20 protein-coding genes and 3 pseudogenes are annotated in these 21,409 nt (G+C 61.2%); 5 read left to right on the top strand and 18 right to left on the bottom strand.

Annotated features, from left to right (window positions below):
• Window positions 1-20: 20 nt before the first annotated feature.
• The 6 genes and pseudogenes from ABMD26_RS15105 to ABMD26_RS15080 all read right to left on the bottom strand — a co-directional run bounded on the left by ABMD26_RS15105 (window position 21) and on the right by ABMD26_RS15080 (window position 5,954).
• Window positions 21-416 carry a type IV pilin protein gene (locus ABMD26_RS15105; protein WP_134723722.1) on the bottom strand — a complete coding sequence of 132 codons (396 nt, stop codon included), beginning with the start codon at window positions 414-416 and terminating at the stop codon, window positions 21-23.
• 8 nt (window positions 417-424) lie between these two features.
• Window positions 425-3,509: pseudogene (locus ABMD26_RS15100) on the bottom strand (pilus assembly protein).
• The gene (locus tag ABMD26_RS15095) at window positions 3,493-3,957 is read right to left on the bottom strand and encodes a pilus assembly PilX family protein (RefSeq protein ID WP_134723844.1); all 465 of its coding nucleotides are present in this window, start codon (window positions 3,955-3,957) and stop codon (window positions 3,493-3,495) included. Before ABMD26_RS15095 ends, ABMD26_RS15100 begins: the two are co-directional and overlap by 17 nt.
• 55 nt (window positions 3,958-4,012) lie before the next feature.
• Complete coding sequence (locus tag ABMD26_RS15090) at window positions 4,013-4,747, bottom strand: PilW family protein (RefSeq protein ID WP_122742588.1); 735 nt, start codon at window positions 4,745-4,747, stop codon at window positions 4,013-4,015.
• A complete protein-coding gene (pilV, locus tag ABMD26_RS15085) occupies window positions 4,744-5,220 on the bottom strand; it encodes a type IV pilus modification protein PilV (RefSeq protein WP_192001191.1) in 477 nt (158 codons plus the stop codon). Before pilV ends, ABMD26_RS15090 begins: the two co-directional genes overlap by 4 nt.
• On the bottom strand, window positions 5,217-5,954 hold the full coding sequence (locus ABMD26_RS15080; protein WP_354310492.1) for a GspH/FimT family pseudopilin: 738 nt from the start codon (window positions 5,952-5,954) through the stop codon (window positions 5,217-5,219). Before ABMD26_RS15080 ends, pilV begins: the two co-directional genes overlap by 4 nt.
• Between ABMD26_RS15080 and ABMD26_RS15075 the strand changes: the two genes are divergently transcribed.
• A complete protein-coding gene (locus ABMD26_RS15075; protein WP_354310490.1) occupies window positions 5,838-6,338 on the top strand; it encodes a GspH/FimT family pseudopilin in 501 nt (166 codons plus the stop codon). The genes ABMD26_RS15080 and ABMD26_RS15075 overlap by 117 nt on opposite strands.
• On the opposite strand, the pseudogene ispH reads toward ABMD26_RS15075, so the two are convergent.
• From ispH to murJ, 6 genes and pseudogenes are all read right to left on the bottom strand, one after another.
• Window positions 6,331-7,279, bottom strand: a pseudogene (ispH, locus tag ABMD26_RS15070) (4-hydroxy-3-methylbut-2-enyl diphosphate reductase). The gene ABMD26_RS15075 and the pseudogene ispH sit on opposite strands and share 8 nt — an antisense overlap.
• A gap of 16 nt (window positions 7,280-7,295) precedes the next feature.
• Window positions 7,296-7,733, bottom strand: a complete 438-nt coding sequence (locus ABMD26_RS15065; protein ID WP_049860955.1) for an FKBP-type peptidyl-prolyl cis-trans isomerase — start codon at window positions 7,731-7,733, stop codon at window positions 7,296-7,298.
• Window positions 7,726-8,248, bottom strand: a pseudogene (gene lspA, locus ABMD26_RS15060) (signal peptidase II). Before lspA ends, ABMD26_RS15065 begins: the two are co-directional and overlap by 8 nt.
• Window positions 8,241-11,072: an isoleucine--tRNA ligase gene (gene ileS, locus ABMD26_RS15055; RefSeq protein WP_354310488.1), complete on the bottom strand. Its 2,832-nt coding sequence runs from the start codon at window positions 11,070-11,072 to the stop codon at window positions 8,241-8,243. The pseudogene lspA and the gene ileS overlap by 8 nt, the downstream one beginning before the upstream one ends.
• 15 nt (window positions 11,073-11,087) lie before the next feature.
• A complete protein-coding gene (gene ribF, locus ABMD26_RS15050; protein WP_049860952.1) occupies window positions 11,088-12,023 on the bottom strand; it encodes a bifunctional riboflavin kinase/FAD synthetase in 936 nt (311 codons plus the stop codon).
• A gap of 111 nt (window positions 12,024-12,134) precedes the next feature.
• Window positions 12,135-13,673, bottom strand: coding sequence for a murein biosynthesis integral membrane protein MurJ (gene murJ, locus ABMD26_RS15045; RefSeq protein ID WP_049860976.1), 1,539 nt, complete (start codon window positions 13,671-13,673; stop codon window positions 12,135-12,137).
• Between the two features lie 253 nt (window positions 13,674-13,926).
• Here murJ and rpsT point away from each other — a divergent pair, with 253 nt between their 5' ends.
• Entirely contained in the window at window positions 13,927-14,205 is a 279-nt protein-coding gene (gene rpsT, locus ABMD26_RS15040; protein WP_043192805.1) for a 30S ribosomal protein S20, read from the top strand.
• A 157-nt stretch (window positions 14,206-14,362) separates the two neighbouring features.
• Here the strand turns inward: rpsT and ABMD26_RS15035 are convergent, their stop codons facing one another.
• From ABMD26_RS15035 to rplU, 5 genes are all read right to left on the bottom strand, one after another.
• On the bottom strand, window positions 14,363-14,824 hold the full coding sequence (locus ABMD26_RS15035; protein ID WP_320523120.1) for a CreA family protein: 462 nt from the start codon (window positions 14,822-14,824) through the stop codon (window positions 14,363-14,365).
• Between the two features lie 19 nt (window positions 14,825-14,843).
• Window positions 14,844-15,962: a glutamate 5-kinase gene (proB, locus tag ABMD26_RS15030; RefSeq protein WP_049860975.1), complete on the bottom strand. Its 1,119-nt coding sequence runs from the start codon at window positions 15,960-15,962 to the stop codon at window positions 14,844-14,846.
• A gap of 229 nt (window positions 15,963-16,191) precedes the next feature.
• Window positions 16,192-17,412, bottom strand: coding sequence for an Obg family GTPase CgtA (cgtA, locus tag ABMD26_RS15025; protein ID WP_056844080.1), 1,221 nt, complete (start codon window positions 17,410-17,412; stop codon window positions 16,192-16,194).
• Between the two features lie 185 nt (window positions 17,413-17,597).
• Complete coding sequence (rpmA, locus tag ABMD26_RS15020; protein ID WP_008371588.1) at window positions 17,598-17,855, bottom strand: 50S ribosomal protein L27; 258 nt, start codon at window positions 17,853-17,855, stop codon at window positions 17,598-17,600.
• Window positions 17,856-17,889: 34 nt separating this feature from the next.
• Complete coding sequence (gene rplU / locus ABMD26_RS15015; RefSeq protein WP_003176051.1) at window positions 17,890-18,204, bottom strand: 50S ribosomal protein L21; 315 nt, start codon at window positions 18,202-18,204, stop codon at window positions 17,890-17,892.
• Between the two features lie 331 nt (window positions 18,205-18,535).
• Between rplU and ABMD26_RS15010 the strand changes: the two genes are divergently transcribed.
• From ABMD26_RS15010 to ABMD26_RS15000, 3 genes are all read left to right on the top strand, one after another.
• Window positions 18,536-19,504 (top strand): polyprenyl synthetase family protein, encoded by a 969-nt coding sequence (locus ABMD26_RS15010; protein WP_354310483.1) that lies wholly within the window; start codon window positions 18,536-18,538, stop codon window positions 19,502-19,504.
• Between the two features lie 234 nt (window positions 19,505-19,738).
• Window positions 19,739-20,080, top strand: a complete 342-nt coding sequence (locus ABMD26_RS15005; RefSeq protein WP_056844078.1) for a zinc ribbon domain-containing protein YjdM — start codon at window positions 19,739-19,741, stop codon at window positions 20,078-20,080.
• Window positions 20,081-20,223: 143 nt separating this feature from the next.
• On the top strand, window positions 20,224-20,466 hold the full coding sequence (locus ABMD26_RS15000) for a PA4570 family protein (protein WP_043192798.1): 243 nt from the start codon (window positions 20,224-20,226) through the stop codon (window positions 20,464-20,466).
• A gap of 262 nt (window positions 20,467-20,728) precedes the next feature.
• Here ABMD26_RS15000 and bamJ read toward each other — a convergent pair whose 3' ends face one another.
• Entirely contained in the window at window positions 20,729-21,346 is a 618-nt protein-coding gene (bamJ, locus tag ABMD26_RS14995; protein ID WP_354310480.1) for a BamJ family beta-barrel-assembly machinery protein, read from the bottom strand.
• Window positions 21,347-21,409 lie beyond the last annotated feature (63 nt).

Genomic DNA, 21,409 nt, shown 5'->3' with positions numbered 1-21,409 from the left:
CAAACGATTCCAAGGAAGGCTCAGCGGCCCCAGCAGGTGGCGGAAGTGGTGCCGGCGGCCATGCCGGTGTTGGTCCGCGCGCCGGTCTGGTTGATGACGAAACTGCCGCACTTGTCACCGACCATCATGGTGCCCGCCCTTGGCGCCGCCGTCAGGCTGAACGTGGTGGCGTCTTTTACCGTCACGACGTTGTACCAGGCATTACCCGCCACATCGGGGACGTTGGCGTAGCTGCCGGCCCGAGTGAACCCCCTCTCGAAGTTCTGCGCACCTTCGGCCAATACCTGGCCGATCTCGACGCGATGGGTACGCTTCACATACTCGGTGTAGCTGGGGTAGGCGATGGCGGCGAGGATGCCGACGATGGCGACTACGATCATCAATTCGATAAGGGTAAAGCCTTGTTGCCTGCGCATACGAACACTCATTGTCGTTGTTGCCACATGATACGGCGGTTGATGTTGCTGCCGGGATCGGTGACTGCTTTTTTTCCGTCTCCACCTCCACCTCCACCTGGCGTTCCAGCGTCCCCCGTGTTCGGTAACTGGAACGCAACCATATCGTTGCCGGCATCATCCTGATAGCTCACAAAAGAAGCCACGTTAACCAGGCCACCGCCGATCACCAAGCCGGAAGTAGACTCCAGCCCTCCGAAGATATTGAAGTTGGTGATCCGCTGGCCAGACTCGGCATCCACTTCCATCAGCTTGCTGGAACCCGCGCTGGAACAAGGATCCGTCGTGTCAAGAATCGCCGTGGTGAAGTACACACGTCCATCGAACAGCAACGCGGGATACAGTACTCGCTCGCCAGTGGCCGTGGTGCCATAAGTCAGCGGCATGTACCACCCCTTGCGCGTGCTGTAATCCACCGTGTTCTGGCTGGTATAGACTTTGTTGCCAGTGATATTGGTGATGGTCTGGCGCTGTAATGAAGACTCAGTGTAGTTGGCGGTCGAACCATTGGCGTCGACGATTGCATAGAAGGCCTGAGTGGCAGTCGTAGTCTTATCAGCTACTTCGTTGAGCTTTCCAGTACCGAAGAAAATGATCTGCCGGCCTTGGGTATAGCTGCCAATGGTAGGCTGTGCGGTAATCGGCTGACTTGCCCCGCCGGAAGCGGTAAACAATGGCGAACCGGAAAAGCCCACGGCACCGTTCGTAGTGCTGGTGAAATCGAACTTCCACATGCGGCCCTTGAGGTCGCCACCATAGGCATACTGCACGACTCCCTGGCTATTGACCTCCAGCGCCACGGAGGACAAACCGTTATCGGTTTCGCCCGAAACGACCAAAGGCGTTTGAATCTCACTGATCAGCTGACCGTTGGACACATCAACGACAAACAACGAAGCTCGCCCGGAAGTACTGCCATAACCATTGGAGATGAAGGGCGGCCCATTTACCATTACTCAAACGGGCAACTTCGGGTTTGCCGTAGGCATAGCCGATGTTGCCATAGCCTGCCGTGGTGTTCGAGATTTCCCAAAGCGCTCGGACCGCGTTGCTGCCAGCTTGAAACAACTGCAGCGCGTAGTAAGTCCGTCCGCCGGCGCCAACACCGCCCAGCGCGAGCGTCCGCCACGAGGTGCCTATCTGCGCGTCGGCAACCGTCAGTTGGCCATCGTTGAGAAACTTGTGGCCTGTACCGTTGATGTACGTGGGGTCGGCTACGTAGCGCAAGTTGGACAGCGTACTCGAGGGTAAATAGGCGTAGCGGCGCGTCCCATCGGTGTTGAGCACGCTCGTCATGCCATCGTTACTGCCAACGACAAGGCTGGGGGACATGGTTGAAGCCTTGGTGTCCAGATACTGGGTGTAGCTGAAATCACCTGTGGTATCCGTGGCCGAAATGGCGAATGGCGACGCATAGACCAACGGCGAGTTGATGATATCGCCGAGCAACACCGAACGAACCTTCAAGCCTGTCTTGTTCGTCCCTTTGGTCCACTCCACCAGATCATTGTTGGAAACACCACTGGGCAGGCCCGTAGCGAGCGTAGCCTGCTGCGCAGGGGAAAAATTCCCCAGCGCCAGGGTAATGGGCAGAGCCGTGGTGGTATTGAAGGACTGGAACGTGGTGCTGCCAGCCGAAGTGACCTTGCTGTCGGTCGACCATAACACGGTGGAAGTAGGCGAGCCCGTGGCGTCCAGGCCGTAGGCACGAACCGTTCCGCGCCAGTCGGTTGGGTCGTAGAACGTTTGGTAATACTGGCTGGATGCAGTCAGGCTCACCGAGTTGACGGTGGCGCCGCCGCCGGAACCTGCCTTGGAGGCGATGTCGTTGAGCGCGGCGGTCAACGCGGTACTCAGCCCGGCAGCATCGGTTGCCTGATAATACTTACCCTGGCCATAAAGCTCGGCGGCATCCCTGAGCATCTGGTTATTGGCCGCAAAACCTACCGTATAGGTAGACATGTTCTGCTTGGGAAAATCTGCCGCATCCCAACTTTTCCCAGCAGCATCGGTGCCGCCTGAGCGCATGTCGATGTCGTAGGCAAATTTCGCTATGTCGTCGAGATAAAGCGTATCGCCCTCGCCGTCGCCGTTGAGGTTGTCCCCATCATTGGCGCTGATGCCGTCCCAGTTCGGGAGGCGAGAGCCGCCCAGCGGATCATTATTAGGAAACGTACGATCGTAGGTCGGCAGACCATCGGTAATGACCACGCCATAGTTCTTCTGGCAACGGTATTGGATCGGGCTCGTGTAGGTGCTTGGCGTACTGTTGTAATAAGGCGTCAGGCCCCTGAAGTAGCGCGTGATCTCGTAGTAGGTTTCTGCCAATGGCGTGTTGGCGATAGAGCCCAAGTCGTCAATCGCACTCTGCAGTGCCCTGTAGTTGGCAGGGCCTGCCGACGTGGTGGTGCTGATATCAGCGACGTTGCGCGATATGAAACCGCCGGGGCCAGAGTCGCCCGAGCGCGGCGGATTGAAAGTCGCCAAGCCGATGCGCAATGTCCGATTGGCATCGACGATCGCAGAAGCTGCGGCGCGCGCCACGTTGATGCGATAGTCCTGTGGAATCGAGTTATCCGTGTAGTTTCTGGTCGTTGTACCGTTGGGCAGCTGGTCGATCAAATACGAAATGTACCGGGCCGAATAGCGCGTGTTGCCGTTGCCTACCGGGTCAGGTAGGCGAAGGCAGTACTTGACTCCATTGGGGCGCAGAAAACCGGAATAATTCAGGGAACAAGCACCTTGTCGGAACGAGCTGTAGAACAGGTTCTCGTTATCCATGTCGACGTTGTAATACTGGTTGCAGGAGTTGCTGTACCCGCAAATGTAAATCTGGGTACGTGGCACGGACTGATCGAACCCGGTGGCACGAATGAGGTTATCCATACTGCCGGAATCGTCCACCAGCAACATGACGTTAGGCGCAACCGATCCTGAACTCAGCAGAGGCGAGTCAGAGGGCGTGAATGCATATAATGGCGCGCTGACATACAGACCAGCCAGCAGGCCCAGTAAGATTTTGAACATGCCGTGCCTACTACTTCTGCTTGGCATAAATACTCTCCAACACGGTGCGCGAAGTCCCCTGGATACCCACTCCGGTAATTCGATACAGCTCGTAGTATGTTTTCTGGGTGTTGATCGGTAGGCCACTGGCGATGATCGCTGGGTTATTGGTAGTGCCCACCTTTTGAATCGCGTAATAGCCTTGTCCGGATTGAGTCCACACCACACCGTTGGCCGCACTGTAACTGCTGGTGCCTATGGTGCCGGCCGTAGTGGGTGGCGCACACGTGGCAGCATCTCGGCAGAAGGCCAGCGTATAGGCGGCGGGCTTGACGGTGTTTTCACCGAGACGAAGCATGGCTTCGGCTATCTGGAAAGATCCATTGCGCAAGGTGACGCTGCCCGCCATCTTTTCCTGCAAGGTGGCATTCTGCATAGACGAGACGCCTATCAAAGTCAGCAGCAACAAAAAGACCAGGCAGACCACCAGCGTCATGCCACGTTGCCTGCCTGGATGGGGGTGAGCAAATGCAAACATCATGAAAGCCTCGTCACAGCAGCCGATTTCGCAGTGCAATCACTGTATTGAACGTCCGGGTTTGCGCACGCGAGTTTGGCGCAGCAGCCTGATCCGCCACTTGCAGACTGATGCGCACACTGCGAATGAGGTCGAAGTTGGTCGGGGTGGCTACATAGGTGCTGGCGTTGAGGTTGGCTGCCGATGAAGCCATGCCGAAAGTCACATCGAACGCCAGTACGTTACCAATCAACGGTCGTACATCCGTCGCTACGTTGCCCGACCTGACCTGATTGCTGCTGAAGGTGTAGACGATGCGGCGTATCGGAATAACCTGCTGACCAGCGACCGCAGCAGGCATGTTTGCTGGTATGTAAGCCGTCGAAAAACTGCGGCAGTCTGTAAGAATGTTCCAGTCGGCATTGGTACCGTTATTGCCCACGTCAGCGGTGATCAACGTAAGAATCACGCTGTTGTTGGCGCCACGGGTAATGGTGATCGGCGCAGCATAGGCGGCTGTGAAGTCTTTGGTAGGCGTGGTGTCGAGCGGATTTGCCTGGCAGCCGAAAAACCCCGTCATGCGGATTTCCTGGGCCATCTTGCTCATCAGAAAGCGCCCATCTTCCTGAATGCTCGCTGCGGCATTCTGGCTTTGGTAGGTATTCCTGGCCGCAAGAAATATCTGTGTGACGCCCAGCACGATGACCAGGCCCAACGTCATGGCGACCATCAGCTCTATGAGACCGATGCCTCGAGATGAGCGTCTCATTTGATCCCCTTGTCGATGGCCACGCGACTCGTCAACGTGAACGTCTGCAGGCCATCGCCGTTGCTCTGTACACCGGAGACGCTCGCCGCGTTGGTCGCACGCGCATCGCTCCATTGCAGGGTAATGGTGACGACGCGGTTGTTCACAGCGATGCTGCTGCCGGCACTGACCCCGCCGATGGCTTTGGCATTGGCGGCGAAGTCGGCGAGGTCTTGTGCTCGGGTATCGTTGATGTTGCTCGTTGGCGCAGCATCGAGGTTGGCCAGCGCATAGTTGCCGTCCGGGTTGGCCCTGATGCGGTCCATCATGTCGTAGGCGATGAAGCTGGCTTGGCTGGTAAGCGCCGAGCTGTCGGTAAACTTGAGAGCGTTGAGCTGCAAGGCTGCAGCCCCCAGCAGGCCGATGCCCATGATCAGCAGCGACACCAGGACCTCGATCAGGCTGACTCCTGTTTGCCCAATACGCATGTTCATGGACAAGTGCCCCCCAGTATCACCCGCCCGTTAATGCAAACACCGATAGCCCTGGTGAAGGTGCCTCGGACATAGGAAAACGCCACTGCGGTGACTGGATTGGCCATCGCGCCCAAATTGTTGTACTCGATGTTGGCAATGTTCTTGGGTGTAACTACGGCTGCCGTTGCCATGGGTGCGATCACTCGCAATACCGGGTTGGTTACTGCACCTGCGTTGACGACCTGAATATCGAGACGACTCGTCCAGTCGTTCGCAGTGGAAGGCGTAACACGTACGCTCACGCCCCTGTTGATCGCCTCAAGCCGCGCATAGTTGAGCGCCCGATACAAATCCGTCGACTCGGTGTCCGCTTTGGTGTTGTTCATCAAGGTAACGAACGATGGAATCCCCACGGTCACCAGGATGGCCAGCACCGCGATCGTCACCATCAGCTCGACCAGCGTAAACCCCTTGTAACCATGCCGCATTGGACGCCTCCCCCATGAGCACTGACTATAAACCAGCGCTCGCGCGGTTCGCTGGGCGCATAGGATATACGGTTGTTCTAGACGGATCAGCGCCTGTTGCATAGAAACCCAGGGAGGGTTGGCATGAACAGCAAGGGAGTGACATTGGTGGAGCTGGTGGCAGTGCTGGCAGTGGTTGGAATACTGGCGGCGATCGCCGTGCCTGCCTTGCACGGGTTGTTGCAGGAACAGCAGCGAAAAGTGGTGGCTCAGGAACTGGCCCATAGTCTTCGCACCGCCCGCCTCGAGGCCATTCTTCGGCAGACGCCGGTGGTGGTACGAGCTTCCCTCGGAGGTTGGGGGCGCGGCTGGACCACCTCGATTGACACTCGAAACATAAGGGCGAGGGGTGCGTTGCTGCACATCCACAGGCTGGATGGCAAAGCTCCCATCGTTGGCAATCAATGGCTACGCGACGAGGTACGTTTCGACAGCCTGGGGGCACCTGTCGGGCTGGGACGTCAATCGAACATCGGGTCGTTGTTCGTATGCGACCCGAAGCGGGCCCGGCTGCGCTGGCGTGTGGTGATCAACTGGGCCGGCAGAGTCAGGATCACCGATAAGCCAGATCCCGACAGTGCCGACCAGTGCACGCAACGGGCTAGGTAATCGCCTTGACGCGCAGTTCCTTGGGCATCGAGAACGTGATGTTCTCCGGCCTGACCGATCAACTCGTCGGCACCGGTCGCGCCCCAGGCGTGCAGTTGCTCGATGACGCCGCGCACCAGTACTTCGGGTGCCGAGGCACCGGCGGTGATGCCGATGCGCTGGACGCCGTCGAACCAGCCTTGCTGCATGTCTTCGGCGCCGTCGATCAGGTACGCCGGGGTAGACATGCGTTCGGCCAGCTCGCGCAGACGGTTGGAGTTGGAGCTGTTCGGGCTGCCCACCACCAGCACCACGTCACACTCGTCGGCCAGGATCTTGACCGCGTCCTGACGGTTTTGCGTGGCGTAGCAGATGTCGTCCTTGCGCGGTCCGCCGATGGCCGGGAAGCGCGCACGCAATGCGTCGATGACCCGGCTGGTGTCGTCCATCGACAACGTCGTCTGGGTGACGAAGGCGAGGTTTTCCGGGTTGACCACCTTCAGGTTGGCCACGTCTTCCTCGTCTTCGACCAGGTAGATGGCGCCCCCGTTGCTGGCGTCGTACTGGCCCATGGTGCCTTCCACTTCCGGGTGCCCGGCGTGGCCGATGAGAATGCACTCACGGCCGTCGCGGCTGTAGCGGGCCACTTCGATGTGCACCTTGGTGACCAGTGGGCAGGTCGCGTCGAACACCTTGAGCCCGCGTCCGGCCGCTTCCTGGCGCACGGCCTGGGAGACGCCGTGAGCACTGAAGATGACGATGACGTCGTCGGGCACCTGGTCGAGTTCATCGACGAAGATGGCGCCGCGGTTGCGCAGGTCTTCGACCACGAACTTGTTGTGCACCACTTCGTGACGGACGTAGATCGGCGCGCCGAAGACTTCCAGCGCACGGTTGACGATCTCGATCGCTCGGTCCACACCCGCGCAGAAGCCGCGGGGATTGGCGAGTTTGATTTGCATGCTTGCCTCGGTGCCCTTAAAGGGCCGTGACCGAAAGAATTTCCACCTCGAAGGTCAGGGTCTTGCCTGCCAGGGGGTGGTTGAAGTCTACCGTCACTTCGTTGTCGTCGAATGCCTTCACCACGCCCGGAAGCTCGGTGTTGGCGGCGTCGTTGAAGATCACCAGCAACCCTTCGGACAACTCCATGCCCTCGAACTGCGATGCCGGCATGACTTGCACGTTCTGCGGGTTGGGCTGGCCGAAAGCGTTTTCCGGCAGCACCTTGACGGTGCGTCGGTCGCCGGCCTTGAAGCCGAACAGGGCCGCTTCGAAGCCTGGCAACAGGTTGCCGTCGCCGACCTTGAAAGTCGCCGGCGACTTGTCGAACGTGCTGTCGACGGTATCACCGTTTTCCAGGTGCAGGGCGAAGTGCAGGGTCACTTCGGTGTTTTCCCTGATTCGCTGTTCAGTCATGCACCGCTTCTCCGCTTTTCTTGCTCTTGAACATATCCAACGCCAGCATGATCGCACCGACGGTGATGGCGCTGTCGGCCAGGTTGAACGCCGGGAAACGCCAGCGATCCTGCCAATGCACCAGAATGAAATCGACCACATGGCCCAGCACGACGCGGTTCGAACAGGTTGCCTACCGCCCCGCCCAGTACCAGCGCCAGGGCGATCGCCAGCCAGGTGTCGCCGCGGCCCAGACGCTTGAGCCAAACCACCAGCACCACACTGACCACCACGGCGATCAGGGTGAACAGCCAGCGCTGCCAGCCGCCGCTGTCAGCCAGGAAGCTGAAGGCGGCGCCGGTGTTGTAGGCCAGGGTCCAGCTGAGCAGGTCGGGAATGACCACGATCTGCTCGTACATCTGCAGGTTGCCGTCGAAATAGAACTTGGTGGCCTGGTCCAGCGCCATGACCAGCACGCTGAGCCAGAGCCACTTCAAGTGACCGTAGCGACCGAAAGACGCCGACGAATCAGGCATAGTGGCGCACCTCGCCATCACCGCTGATGTTGTCGACGCAGCGACCGCAGATTTCCGGATGCTCGGGGTTCACGCCCACGTCATCGCGGAAGTGCCAGCAGCGCGCGCATTTGACGCCACCGGACTTGACCACCTTGAGCTTCAGGCCCGCCACGTCGGTGACCACCGCATCGGCCGGAGCCTGAGCGAACGGCGCCAGGGTGGCACCCGAGGTGATCAGCACGAAGCGCAGTTCGTTGCCCAGTTTGGCCAGGTCGGTGTTCAGCGCGTCTTCGCTGTACAGCGTCACTTCGGCCTGCAGGTTGCCGCCGATGGCCTTGGCCGCGCGCTGGTTTTCCATTTCCTTGTTGACCGCAGTCTTCACCGCCATCACCCGCTCCCAATAGGCACGATCCAGCTCGAAGCCTTCGGGCAGCTCGCTCAGGCCCTGGTACCAGGTGTTGAGCATCACCGACTCGTTGCGCTCGCCGGGCAGGTACTGCCACAGCTCGTCGGCGGTGAACGCCAGGATCGGCGCGATCCAGCGCACCAGCGCCTCGCTGATATGGTACAGCGCGGTCTGGCAGGAGCGACGGGCGACGCTGTTGGCGCCGGTGGTGTACTGGCGGTCCTTGATGATGTCCAGGTAGAAACCGCCCAGCTCCTGCACGCAGAAGTTGTGCACCTTGGAGTAGACGTTCCAGAAACGGTATTCGCCGTAGTGCTCTTCCAGTTCGCGTTGCAACAGCAACGCACGGTCCACGGCCCAGCGGTCGAGGGCGATCATCTGATCGGCTGGCAGCAGGTCGGTGGCCGGGTTGAAGCCGCTGAGGTTGGAGAGCAGGAAGCGCGCGGTGTTGCGGATGCGACGATAGGCATCGGCACTGCGCTGCAGGATGGTGTCCGACACGGCCATTTCGCCCGAATAGTCGGTGGCCGAAACCCACAGACGCATGATGTCGGCGCCCAGGGTGTCGTTGACCTTCTGCGGGGCGATGACGTTGCCCAGCGACTTGGACATCTTGCGGCCGTTCTCGTCCACGGTGAAACCGTGGGTCAGCAGCTCGCGGTACGGCGCGTGGTTGTCGATGGCGCAACCGGTCAGCAACGAGGAATGGAACCAGCCACGGTGCTGGTCGGAACCTTCCAGGTACAGGTCGGCGCGCGGGCCGCTTTCATGGCCCATCGGGTGCGAGCCGCGCAGGACGTGCCAGTGGGTGGTGCCCGAGTCGAACCAGACGTCCAGGGTGTCGCTGATCTTGTCGTAGTTGGCCGCCTCGTCGCCCAGCAGCTCGGCCGGGTCCATCTTGAACCAGGCTTCGATGCCTTCGACTTCGACGCGCTTGGCCACCTCTTCCATCAGCTCGACGGTGCGCGGGTGCAGTTCACCGGTGGCCTTGTCGAGGAAAAACGGGATCGGCACACCCCAGTTGCGCTGGCGCGAGATGCACCAGTCGGGACGGTTGGCGATCATCGAGTGCAGGCGCGCCTGCCCCCAGGCCGGGACGAACTTGGTGTCTTCGATGGCTTTCACCGCGCGTTCGCGCAGGGTGTCGCCTTCGACCGGAGGCTTGTCCATGCCCACGAACCACTGCGCGGTGGCGCGGTAGATCAGCGGGGTCTTGTGACGCCAGCAGTGCATGTAGCTGTGGCTGACCACCTCGGTGTGCATCAGCGCGCCGACTTCCGCCAGCTTGTCGACGATGTTCTGGTTGGCCTTGAAGATGAACTGGCCGCCGAAGAACGGCAGCGATTCGACGTACACGCCGTTGCTCTGCACCGGGCTGATGATGTCGTCGTTGGTCAGGCCGTATTGCTTGCTGGTGACGAAGTCGTCGACACCATAGGCCGGGGCGCTGTGCACCACGCCCGTGCCGGCACCCAGCTCGACGTAGTCGGCCAGGTACACCGGCGACAGGCGATCGTAGAACGGATGACGGGAGTTGATCAGCTCAAGCTTGGCGCCCACGGTAGTGGCGACGACCGAGCCTTGCAGGCTGTAGCGGGTCAGGCTGCTTTCCACCAGTTCTTCGGCGAGCACCAGCAGGCGATCACCGACGTCGACCAGCGCGTAGGTGAACTCGGGATGCACGTTGAGCGCCTGGTTGGCCGGGATGGTCCACGGGGTGGTGGTCCAGATCACGATGCTGGCCGGTTTCTCCAGGCCTGGCAGACCGAAGGCATCGGCCAGCGCCTGCTGGTCGGCGATCGGGAAGGCGACGTCGATGGTCGGCGATTTCTTGTCGGCGTACTCGACCTCGGCCTCGGCCAGGGCCGAACCGCAGTCGAAGCACCAGTTCACCGGCTTCAGACCCTTGAACACGAAACCGTTGCGGACCATTTCCGCCAGGGCACGGATCTCGCCGGCCTCGTTGGGGAAGCTCATGGTCTTGTAGGGGTTGGCCCAGTCGCCGAGCACGCCCAGACGGATGAACTCGGCCTTCTGGCCTTCGATCTGCTCGCTGGCATAGGCACGGCACAGTTCGCGGGTCTTGTCGCCGCCCAGGTTCTTGCCGTGGGTGACCTCGACCTTGTGCTCGATCGGCAGGCCATGACAGTCCCAGCCCGGCACGTACGGCGCATCGAAGCCGGCCAGGGTCTTGGAACGGATGATCATGTCCTTGAGGATCTTGTTGACCGCATGACCGATGTGAATATTGCCGTTGGCATAGGGCGGGCCGTCGTGCAGGACGAACTTGGGACGGTCCTTGCCAATTTCGCGAAGCTTCTGGTACAGGCCAATGCTGTCCCAGCGCTGCAGAGTTTGCGGCTCGCGCTGGGGCAGGCCGGCCTTCATTGGGAAGGCGGTGTCCGGAAGGTTTAGCGTGGCTTTGTAGTCGGTCATTTCAGGCTCTTCAATTTAAGCGGTTGGCTTGGCCCAGTGGGCACGCGCGGCGGCGACATCCGCATCGATCGCCGACTTCAGCGCCTCCAGCGAGGCGAAACGCTGCTCATCACGCAGCTTGTGGTGGAACGCCACCGTTAAATGCCGGCCATAGAGGTCACCGGCAAAGTCCAGCAAATGCACTTCCAGGTGGGCACTGCCATCACCTGCAACGGTTGGCCGCACGCCTATGTTGGCGACTCCCGGCCAGGTCTTGCCATCGATGTCGACACTCACCAGGTAGACCCCGGTCAGCGGCACGCGACGGCGCTTGAGTTGCACATTGGCAGTGGGCCAGCCCAGTTGGCGTGCCAGCTTCTGCCCATGCAGGACCCTTCCTTCGATGCAGAAGGGTCGGCCGAGCAGTTGCTCGGCACGTTCGAAATCGGCCGCCGCCAGGGCCTTGCGGACCTGGGTGCTGCTCACGCGCAAGCCGTCCATTTCAACGGTCTGCGCCGCTTCGACGGTGAAGCCTTGCAGGCTGCCGACCTGGGTCAGGAAATCGAAATCCCCTACCCGGTCGCAGCCAAAGCGAAAATCGTCACCGACTTCGAGGTGCTTCACGCCCAGGCCGTCGATCAGGATGGTGTCGACGAACTCCGAGGCGCTGAGCTGGCTCAGGCGCTTGTTGAAGGCCAGGCACAGGACCAGGTCGACCTGTTCCTCGGCCAGCAGCTGCACCTTGTCGCGCAACCGGGCCAGGCGGGCCGGCGCGGTCTGCGGACTGAAGTATTCGCGCGGCTGCGGTTCGAAGATCACCACGCAGCTGGGCACGCCCAACTCCCGGGCACGCTCGCGCAGCCGCGCCAGGATAGCCTGGTGGCCGCGGTGGACACCGTCGAAATTGCCAATGGTGGCGGCGCAGCCCCGATGCTGGGGCCGCAGATTGTGAAGGCCTCGAACCAGCTGCATAACGCGCTTCTTGCTCATAAAGTGGTCGATTATAACCATACCCACGCGTCGACGACAGGCGACAGCGTGCATGGATGTTCGCTAACGCACAAAACCGCTGGCACCCAGGGATCAGGCCAGCCCGCGGCGGGCGAAGTCCTTGAGGCGGAAGCCCATGGCCAACAACATTCCGAAATACACTAGCACGCCTGTCAACACCAGCAGCCCCAGGCGCAGGAAGCGTTCGAGCATCTGTCCGTCAGCCCATGCCGGCATGTACTGCAGCAGGACCAGCAAGGCGGCGGCCATGGCCAGCACGGCGATGCCCAGCTTGCACAAAAAGGCGGTCCAGCCGGGTTGCGGCTGAAACAGGTCCTGCTGGCGCAGCTTCCAATACAGCAGCCCGGCGTTCAGGCAGGCACCCAGGCTGATGGCCAGCGCCAGGCCAGCGTGCTGCAGGTGGCTGATGAACATCAGGTTGAAGACCTGCGTGGCCACCAGCGTAAAGAGGGCGATCCTTACCGGTGTACGGATGTTCTGCTGGGCATAGAAACCCGGCGCCAGCACCTTGATCAGGATGATGCCCAGCAGACCGATGGAATAGGCGATCAGCGCGCGCTGGGTCATGGCCGCATCCAGGGCGGTGAATTTGCCGTACTGGAACAAGGCCACGGTCAACGGTTCGGCGAGCAACGCCAGGGCCACTGCGCAAGGCAGCACCAGCACGAAGCACAGACGCAGCCCCCAGTCGAGGATGCGCGAGTACTCATGGCGGTCCTTGTTGGCGTAGGTCTTGGAAAGGGTCGGCAACAGAATGGTACCCAGCGCCACCCCCAGCACGCCCGAAGGCAGCTCCATCAGACGGTCGGCGTAGTACATCCACGAGACCGAGCCTGCTACCAGAAAAGAGGCGAAGATGGTGTTGATGATCAGCGAAATCTGGCTGACCGACACCCCGAGAATGGCCGGCAGCATCTGCTTCATCACGCGCACGGCGCCGGTGTCGCGCAGGCTCAAACGCGGCAGGACCAGCAGGCCGAGCCTTTTCAGATGCGGCAGTTGATACAGCAGCTGCGCCAGCCCGCCCGCCAGCACCGCCCAGCCGAGCGCCATCACTGGCGGATCGAAGTACGGCGTGAGGAACAGGGCGAACAGGATCATCGACACGTTGAGCAGCGTCGGCGTGAAGGCCGGCACCGAAAAGCGGTTGTAGGTATTGAGGATCGCACCGACGAAGGACGACAGCGAGATCAGCAATATATAAGGAAAAGTCACCCGCAGAAGGTCGGTGGTGAGCTGGAATTTCTCCGGGGTATCGGCGAAGCCTGGCGCGGTGGCCCAGATGACCCAGGGTGCGGCCAGGATCCCGGCCACCGTGACCAGCGCCAGGGCCAGGGTCAACAGGCCGGCGACATAGGCAATGAAGGTGCGTGTGGCCTCCTCCCCTTGCTGGTTCTTGTACTCGGCGAGAATCGGCACGAAGGCCTGGGAGAACGCGCCCTCGGCGAAGATCCGGCGCAGCAGGTTCGGCAGCTTGAAGGCGATGAAAAAGGCGTCGGTGGCCATGCCGGCGCCGAAGATGCGCGCAATGATGGTGTCGCGGACGAAGCCCAGCACCCGCGAAACCATGGTGATGGAGCTGACCGCGGCCAGGGATTTGAGTAGATTCATCGAAAGTTTTTCATGCCCGTTGACGAAGAGCAGGCCCATATCCGGCCCAGGTGTGCGATACTCCGCGCCGCATCAGCAGGCAGAGCCAAAACCTCGCGAGTGTACAGGTCACGGGCCAGAAGTGAATCACTTCGACACCGACCGACCACTTAGCGGATCGTTTCACGTACCCTTGACAACCAACTCGTTGATGGGCATGATTCGCGGCCTTATTTGTTTGGCTATTTCAAAAAGTCTTTCGAGGAGCTCGACGGTGGCCAACTCACCTTCCGCCAAAAAACGTGCAAAACAGGCTGAGAAGCGTCGCAGCCACAACGCCAGCCTGCGTTCCATGGTTCGCACCTACATCAAGAATGTAGTCAAAGCCATCGACGCAAAAGACGCCGAAAAAGCACAAGCTGCTTATGTTCTGGCCGTGCCAGTTATCGACCGTATGGCCGATAAAGGCATCATCCACAAGAACAAGGCTGCTCGTCACAAAGGCCGTCTGAATGGCCACATCAAAGCACTGAACCAGGCTGCTGCTGCCTGATCAGCTGTACGATGTAGAAAAAGCCGACCCCAGGGTCGGCTTTTTTGTGCCCGCAGGAATGAGGCGCTATCGATGTGGCCCCTTTCGCGGTCGATGACCGCTCCTACGTGACCTGTATCCGTAGGAGCGGTCATCGGCCGCGATAGACACACCGCAATTATTCGGTGGTCCAGGGACGAATGGGGATGGCGGTCACGGCGTTCTGCGGGCTGCCTTCGATCATGCGGTCGCTGTAGACCAGGTACACGAGCGCGTTGCGCTTCTTGTCGTGGAAACGCACCACCTGCATGGTCTTGAACACCAGCGACGTGCGCTCCTTGAACACCTCCTCGCCTTCCTTCAAGTTGTCCGGCAACTGGATCGGCCCGACCTGGCGACAGGCGATGGACGCCTCGGCGCGGTCTTCGGCCAAGCCCAGACCGCCCTTCACCCCGCCCGTCTTGGCGCGCGACAGGTAGCAGGTCACACCCGGCACCTTGGGATCATCGAATGCTTCGACGACGATCCGATCGTTGGGACCGACAACCTTGAACACCGTGGACACCTGACCGATTTCCTCGGCATTCGCCAGCATCGGCAGGCACAACAGCGTGGCCGAAAGGGCCTTGAGCACATTCATCGAAACATTCCTGTAGGGATCAAACGAGGATCAGGTTGTCGCGGTGCACCAGCTCGGGCTCGGCCATGTAGCCCAGCAAGCGCTCGATGACGTCCGACGACTGACCGATGATTTTCTGTGCTTCGAGCGCACTGTAGTTGGCCAGGCCGCGGGCGATTTCACGACCATCCGGCGCCACGCACACTACCATCTCGCCGCGCCTGAAACTGCCCTGCACCACTTTCACACCCACCGGCAGCAGACTCTTGTGGCCACCGGTCAGAGCCTGCACGGCCCCGTCGTCGAGCACCAGAGTGCCCCGAGTCTGCAGATGCCCAGCGAGCCACTGCTTGCGCGCAGCCAGCATTTCACGCTCGGGCGACAGCAGCGTACCCAGGCGCTCGCCGGCCTTGAGCCGATCGAGCACGCGCTCGATACGGCCGCCGACGATCACCGTGTGCGCTCCGGAGCGCGCGGCCAGGCGCGCGGCGCGCAACTTGGTCTGCATGCCGCCGCGGCCCAGCGCACCGCCGGTACCGCCAGCGACGGCGTCGAGCGACGGGTCGTCGGCGCGCGCTTCGAAGATCAATTGGGCATCGGGATTGGTGCGCGGATCGGCATCGAACATGCCGTCGCGGTCGGTGAGAATGACCAACAGGTCCGCTTCCACCAGGTTGGCCACCAAAGCAGCCAGGGTGTCGTTGTCACCGAAGCGGATCTCGTCGGTGACCACAGTGTCGTTTTCGTTGATGACCGGCACCACGCCCAGCTCGACCAGCGTACGCAGCGTGCTGCGCGCATTGAGGTAGCGCTTGCGATCGGACAGGTCGTCGTGGGTGAGGAGAATCTGGGCGGTGTGTCGGCCATGCTCGGCGAAGCTCGACTCCCAGGCCTGCACCAGACCCATCTGGCCGATGGCCGCAGCCGCCTGCAATTCGTGCATACCACTGGGGCGCTTGGCCCAGCCAAGGCGGCTCATGCCGGCCGCCACCGCACCCGAAGACACCAGTACCAACTCGACCCCGGCGTTGTGCAAAGCAACCATCTGCTCGACCCATACGCCCATCGCCGCGCGATCCAGACCCTTGCCGTCCGCGGTCAGCAGCGCACTGCCGATCTTCACGACCCAGCGCTGCGCGCCCGTCACCTTGCTCCGCATCATCTGCCAACCTTTGCCCGGTAGAAAAACAAAAACGCCGCTCATGGTGAGCGGCGTTTAGTTTAACACCGAGGATGCCCGGCGATGCGATTGGGTGCATGGATCGCGGCGACCTCTTCGCGGGCAGAGCCCGCTCCCACACAATGCGCCGCCAGGGACGGAGCGCTTTGTGGGAACGGGGCGGGCGGCTGAGCCCTCTGCCCGCGAAGGCGCACGCCAGGCCGGCCGATCAATCGCGGACGTAGATGATTTCCGGGCCGTCTTCGGCGTCTTCTTCGTCCCAGTCGTCGTCATCGCCGATGTCGTGGACGCTCTTCACGCCACTGCGACGCAGCGCGCGCTGGTCGTCCAGCGCCTGCAGCTGGGCGCGCGCTTCGTCTTCGATGCGCTGATCGAGTTCGGCCAGCTCGTCGGCGTAGGCCGGATCGCGCGCCAGACGGTCGGCACGGTCTTCCAGGTAGCGCATGATGTCGCGACTCAGACGCTCGGTACCTTCCTTGGCGATGGCCGAGATCACATAGACCGGACCTTCCCACTCCAGGCGATCGACGATCTCCTTGACGCGCTCTTCGTGCTCTTCTTCCAGGATCTGGTCGCACTTGTTGAGCACCAGCCAACGCTCGCGCTCGGCCAGTGACGGGCTGAACTTGACCAGCTCGTTGACGATCACTTCGGCGGCGTCGGCAGCACTGGTTTCATCCAGCGGCGCCATGTCGACCAGATGCAGCAGAATGCGGGTACGCGCCAGATGCTTGAGGAAGCGGATGCCCAGACCGGCACCGTGGGAAGCACCCTCGATCAGACCGGGAATGTCGGCCACGACGAAGCTCTTCCAGCGGTCGACACTCACCACGCCCAGGTTCGGCACCAAGGTGGTGAACGGGTAATCGGCCACCTTGGGCTTGGCTGCAGACACCGAGCGAATGAAGGTGCTTTTGCCGGCATTGGGCAGACCCAGCAGACCGACGTCGGCCAGCACTTTCATCTCCAGCTTGAGATCGCGCTGCTCGCCTGGCTTGCCTGGGCTGGTCTGGCGCGGTGCGCGGTTGGTACTGGATTTGAATCGGGTGTTGCCCAAGCCGTGCCAGCCACCATGGGCCACGAGCAGGCGCTGACCGGCCTTGACCAGGTCGCCGATGACTTCCTGAGTGGAGGCGTCGATCACCGTGGTGCCTACCGGCACGCGCAACTCCAGATCTTCACCCTTCTTGCCGGTGCAGTCGGTGCTGCCGCCGTTGGCGCCGCGCTCGGCATCGAAGTGACGGGTATAACGGTAGTCGACCAGGGTGTTGAGGTTTTCGTCGGCGATCATGTAGATCGAGCCGCCATCACCACCGTCGCCGCCGTTGGGGCCGCCATTCTCGATGAATTTTTCGCGGCGAAAGCTCATGCAGCCGTTGCCACCATCACCCGCCTTCACGCGGATGGACACTTCATCTACAAACTTCATTAAAAATACGCCTCTCGCCGCCAGGGCGAGCCAATGAACCTGAAACGTAAGGCTCTTGCAAAAATGAGCGCGGCAAACCCGTCAATGACTCACGTACCGACAGCCCATGCAAACCTTTGCAAGAGACTCACTCCATAAACGAAAAAGCCCCGTCGCAAGACAGGGCTTCTCCAGCGACGTCGCGATTAGGCTGCGACAACGCTCACGTAACGACGACCGAAGGCGCCCTTTACTTCGAACTTGATCACGCCTGCGACTTTCGCGAACAGGGTGTGATCTTTACCCATGCCAACGCCGTAGCCAGCGTGGAATTGGGTGCCGCGCTGACGCACGATGATGTTGCCTGGGATGATAGCCTGGCCGCCATACATCTTCACGCCAAGGCGTTTGGCTTCTGAGTCGCGACCGTTACGGGTACTACCACCAGCTTTTTTGTGTGCCATGAGTCAATTCTCCTAGTGAGGAATTAGGCTGAAATTACGCCTGAATACCGGTGATTTTGATCTCGGTGTACCACTGGCGGTGGCCCATGCGCTTCATGTGGTGCTTACGACGACGGAACTTGATGATGCGGACCTTATCGTGACGACCTTGGGAAATCACTTCAGCCACAACGGTAGCGCCGGCAACCACTGGAGCGCCGATGTTCACGTCGTCGCCATTGGCGACCAACAGAACGCGATCAAAGGTAACGGATTCGCCGGTGGCGATTTCCAGTTTTTCGATCTTCAGGTATTCACCTGGGGCGACCTTGTATTGCTTGCCACCGGTAACGATTACTGCGTACGACATGGTATTTCTCCGATAATCCTGCTCACCCAGCTCTTTATAAGTAGAGTGTCGGCTGGCATGGCTGCATGGGTTGGAACGCCCCAAATGCAATTGCGTAAGGCAGGTGCTGCCCAGGAAGTTCAGGGTGCGCGATTGTACGCAAGCCATGAACCGCTGACAAGAGGCCGCCAGTCGCCCGAACGGTTGGGTGCTGCGGGCAAAACGATGCCGGCGCAGGTTCACGACCAGCTTCCGGCCCGGCATACGGGCGCTGTGGGCCATGGACGCGCCTTGACACGCTCCAACACGCGTCCTAGCATGCCGCGCAACCCTTCTGGAGCGACTCTCGCTGATGCAACCCCAAGCTTTCTACCGCGCGGTGGCGGACGATTTCAGCGCCGTCGACGAGATCATCAAGAAGCAGCTGACCTCGCGTGTGCCGCTTGTATCGACGATCAGCGACTACATCACCTCCTCCGGAGGCAAACGCCTGCGCCCGTTGCTGGTGTTGCTCGCTGGCAAAGCCCTGGGCCATCAAAGCGATGACCTGCGCCTGCTGGCGGCCACCATCGAGCTGCTGCACACCTCGACCCTGCTGCATGACGACGTGGTCGACATGTCCGGCATGCGCCGTGGCCGCTCCACCGCCAACGCCAAGTGGGGCAATGCTCCGAGCGTGCTGGTCGGCGACTTCCTCTATTCGCGCTCCTTCGAAATGATGGTCGAGCTGGGCGCGATGTCGGTGATGAAGATTCTTTCACACGCCACGCGCATCATCGCCGAGGGCGAAGTCCTGCAGTTGTCCAAGGTACGCGACGCCAGCACCACCGAAGAAATCTACATGGAAGTGATCCGCGGCAAGACCGCGATGCTCTTCGAAGCCTCGGCGCACAGTGCTGCGGCGCTTACCGGCGCCAGCGCGGAACAGTGCGAGGCGCTGCGCACGTTTGGCGACCACCTGGGTGTTGCGTTCCAGCTGGTCGACGATCTGCTCGATTATCGCGGCGACGCCGAGACCCTGGGCAAGAACGTGGGTGACGACCTGGCCGAGGGCAAGCCGACCTTGCCGCTGATCTACACCATGCGTGAAGGTAACGCCGAACAGGCAGCGCTGGTGCGGCAGGCAATCCAGAAAGGCGGGATCGAGGATCTGGAACGCATCCGTGTGGCGGTCGAGGACTGCGGGGCGCTGGATTACACCGCGCGTCTGGCCCGCGATTATGTGGCCAAGGCCATTGCCCAGCTGGAAGTGCTGCCTGCCAGCCAGTATCGGGATGCATTGATCGAGCTCAGCGAGTTTGCGGTGGCGCGTACGCACTGATTCGGTGGTGAGACCTTCGCGGGCAGAGCCCGCTCCCACACGATTCGGTGGTGGGCCTTTCGCGGGCAGAGGGCTTGCCGCCCGCCCCGCTCCCACATGATTCGGTGGTGAGACTTTCGCGGGCAGAGCCCGCTCCCACAACTGCCCCTCTCTGCGGTAGCCCTCTCCTACAGGGGCTATGGGGGCAAAAACCCTATATACTGCGTGCCTTTATTCTCTACCTCGAGGAATCTCGTGAGCACGCTGCCGCCCTGCCCCAAATGCCAATCCGAATACACCTACGAAGACGGCACCCAGCTGATCTGCCCTGAATGCAGCCATGAATGGTCGGCAACCGGCGAAGAAAGCGCCGACGGCGATGCCCTGGTGATCAAGGATTCGGTGGGCAACGTTTTGGCTGACGGTGACACCATCACCGTGATCAAGGACCTCAAGGTCAAGGGCTCTTCGCTGGTGGTCAAGGTCGGTACCAAGGTGAAGAACATTCGCCTGTGCGACGGTGATCACGATATCGATTGCAAGATCGATGGCATCGGCGCCATGAAGCTCAAGTCCGAGTTCGTGCGCAAGGTCTGACGTACAGCCCGACCAGCGGTCCGAGCCGTCGTGAGGCGGCCGGCAAGGCTTTCAGGGGCGCAATGCCCGGCGATGGCAAATAGTCTCTTGCTATTATTTGAATAAGAATTATTCTCATTGAAACCCTTTCAAGGAGAATTGCCATGACCTATCTGATCGACGCCTGGCTGGACCGCCCACATCCCTACCTGCGCATTCTGCATCGCGATACCGGCGAAGTCTGTGCCGTGCTTGGCGAGGACGCGTTGGATGAACTGCGTGATCAGGGGGATCTGGATCTGCATGGTTTGAGCTCAAGCGAGCCTGTGGTGTTGAAGGAGTTGGTGCGCAACCTCTTTCTGTTCTGCTACGCCCGCGCATTGCGGCCGATGGGGGAATTGCATTGAGGGTGCGGGGTGTCTGAGGGACCGTGTGTACCGCCGACGCGGCTTGCGCCGCTGCTACAGGGGGATGCGTCAGGCGGGGGATCGTGATGGGGCGGGGGATCGCGGTGGGGCCGGACGCGGCTTGCGCCGCTGCTACAGGGGGATGCGTGGGCCGGGGGATCGTGGTGGCGGCTTGCGCCGCTGCTACAGGAGCGCGTGTCTGTGTAGCAGCGGCGCGAGCCGCGTCGGCGGTCGTGCGGTGTCTCTGGATTACCCCGAGGCGTTACAGGACTTCCAGCAGTTCCACGTCGAACACCAGCACGCTGTGCGGCGGGATGCTGCCGACGCCCTGGGCGCCGTAGGCCAGTTCGCTGGGAACGTGCACGCGCCATTTGCTACCGGCAGGCATCAGTTGCAGGGCTTCGGTCCAGCCGGCGATCACGCCGTTGACCGGGAACTCGGCCGGCTCGCCACGGTTGTAGGAGCTGTCGAACACGGTGCCGTCGGTCATGGTGCCGTGGTAGTGAACGCGCACGGTGCTGTCGCCGGATGGCTTGCTGCCTTCGCCGGCGCTCAGCACTTCGTACTGCAGGCCACTGGCCGTGGTGGTGATTTCGGCACGCTTGGCGTTTTCCGCCAGGTACGCCTTGCCTTCGCCTGCTGCGGCTTCGGCCTTGGCCTGCTGCTCGGCCTGCATGATCTCGCGGATGACCTTGAAGCTGGCATTCAGCTCTTCTTCGCTCACACGGCTCTCATGGCCACGGAACGCGTCGGTCAGGCCAACCAGAATGGCTTCCAGGCTCACGCCCGGTGGCGGGTTGTCGCGCAGCTGGCCGCCCAACTGGCGGCCAATGCCATAGCTCACGCGGGTTTCGTCGGTCGACAATTGTACTTCGGACATCACACTGCTCCGCTGCGGGGCCGCGCTTGGGTCTTCATGCGGGGATGAAGGGCGCGCCCGGAT

The sequence above is a fragment of the Pseudomonas sp. PvP001 genome (assembly GCF_040546375.1).
GTDB lineage: Bacteria > Pseudomonadota > Gammaproteobacteria > Pseudomonadales > Pseudomonadaceae > Aquipseudomonas > Aquipseudomonas coleopterorum.
The sequence above is the reverse complement of the archived record's forward strand: the minus strand, read 5'-3'. Positions and strand labels throughout refer to the sequence as shown.

Bases quoted from the DNA above. Each gene is read 5' to 3' on its own strand.
- ABMD26_RS15105 (WP_134723722.1), bottom strand. From the start codon at position 416: ATGCGCAGGCAACAAGGCTTTACCCTTATCGAATTGATGATCGTAGTC.
- ABMD26_RS15095 (WP_134723844.1), bottom strand. From the start codon at position 3,957: ATGACGCTGGTGGTCTGCCTGGTCTTTTTGTTGCTGCTGACTTTGATA.
- ABMD26_RS15090 (WP_122742588.1), bottom strand. From the start codon at position 4,747: ATGAGACGCTCATCTCGAGGCATCGGTCTCATAGAGCTGATGGTCGCC.
- pilV (WP_192001191.1), bottom strand. From the start codon at position 5,220: ATGAACATGCGTATTGGGCAAACAGGAGTCAGCCTGATCGAGGTCCTG.
- ABMD26_RS15080 (WP_354310492.1), bottom strand. From the start codon at position 5,954: ATGGGCCAGTTCCTGAGCCACCACTTTTCGCTGCTGTTCCTGCAACAA.
- ABMD26_RS15065 (WP_049860955.1), bottom strand. From the start codon at position 7,733: ATGACTGAACAGCGAATCAGGGAAAACACCGAAGTGACCCTGCACTTC.
- ileS (WP_354310488.1), bottom strand. From the start codon at position 11,072: ATGACCGACTACAAAGCCACGCTAAACCTTCCGGACACCGCCTTCCCA.
- ribF (WP_049860952.1), bottom strand. From the start codon at position 12,023: ATGCAGCTGGTTCGAGGCCTTCACAATCTGCGGCCCCAGCATCGGGGC.
- murJ (WP_049860976.1), bottom strand. From the start codon at position 13,673: ATGAATCTACTCAAATCCCTGGCCGCGGTCAGCTCCATCACCATGGTT.
- ABMD26_RS15035 (WP_320523120.1), bottom strand. From the start codon at position 14,824: ATGAATGTGCTCAAGGCCCTTTCGGCCACGCTGTTGTGCCTGCCGATG.
- proB (WP_049860975.1), bottom strand. From the start codon at position 15,962: ATGCGGAGCAAGGTGACGGGCGCGCAGCGCTGGGTCGTGAAGATCGGC.
- cgtA (WP_056844080.1), bottom strand. From the start codon at position 17,412: ATGAAGTTTGTAGATGAAGTGTCCATCCGCGTGAAGGCGGGTGATGGT.
- rpmA (WP_008371588.1), bottom strand. From the start codon at position 17,855: ATGGCACACAAAAAAGCTGGTGGTAGTACCCGTAACGGTCGCGACTCA.
- rplU (WP_003176051.1), bottom strand. From the start codon at position 18,204: ATGTCGTACGCAGTAATCGTTACCGGTGGCAAGCAATACAAGGTCGCC.
- ABMD26_RS15010 (WP_354310483.1), top strand. From the start codon at position 18,536: ATGCAACCCCAAGCTTTCTACCGCGCGGTGGCGGACGATTTCAGCGCC.
- ABMD26_RS15000 (WP_043192798.1), top strand. From the start codon at position 20,224: ATGACCTATCTGATCGACGCCTGGCTGGACCGCCCACATCCCTACCTG.
- bamJ (WP_354310480.1), bottom strand. From the start codon at position 21,346: ATGTCCGAAGTACAATTGTCGACCGACGAAACCCGCGTGAGCTATGGC.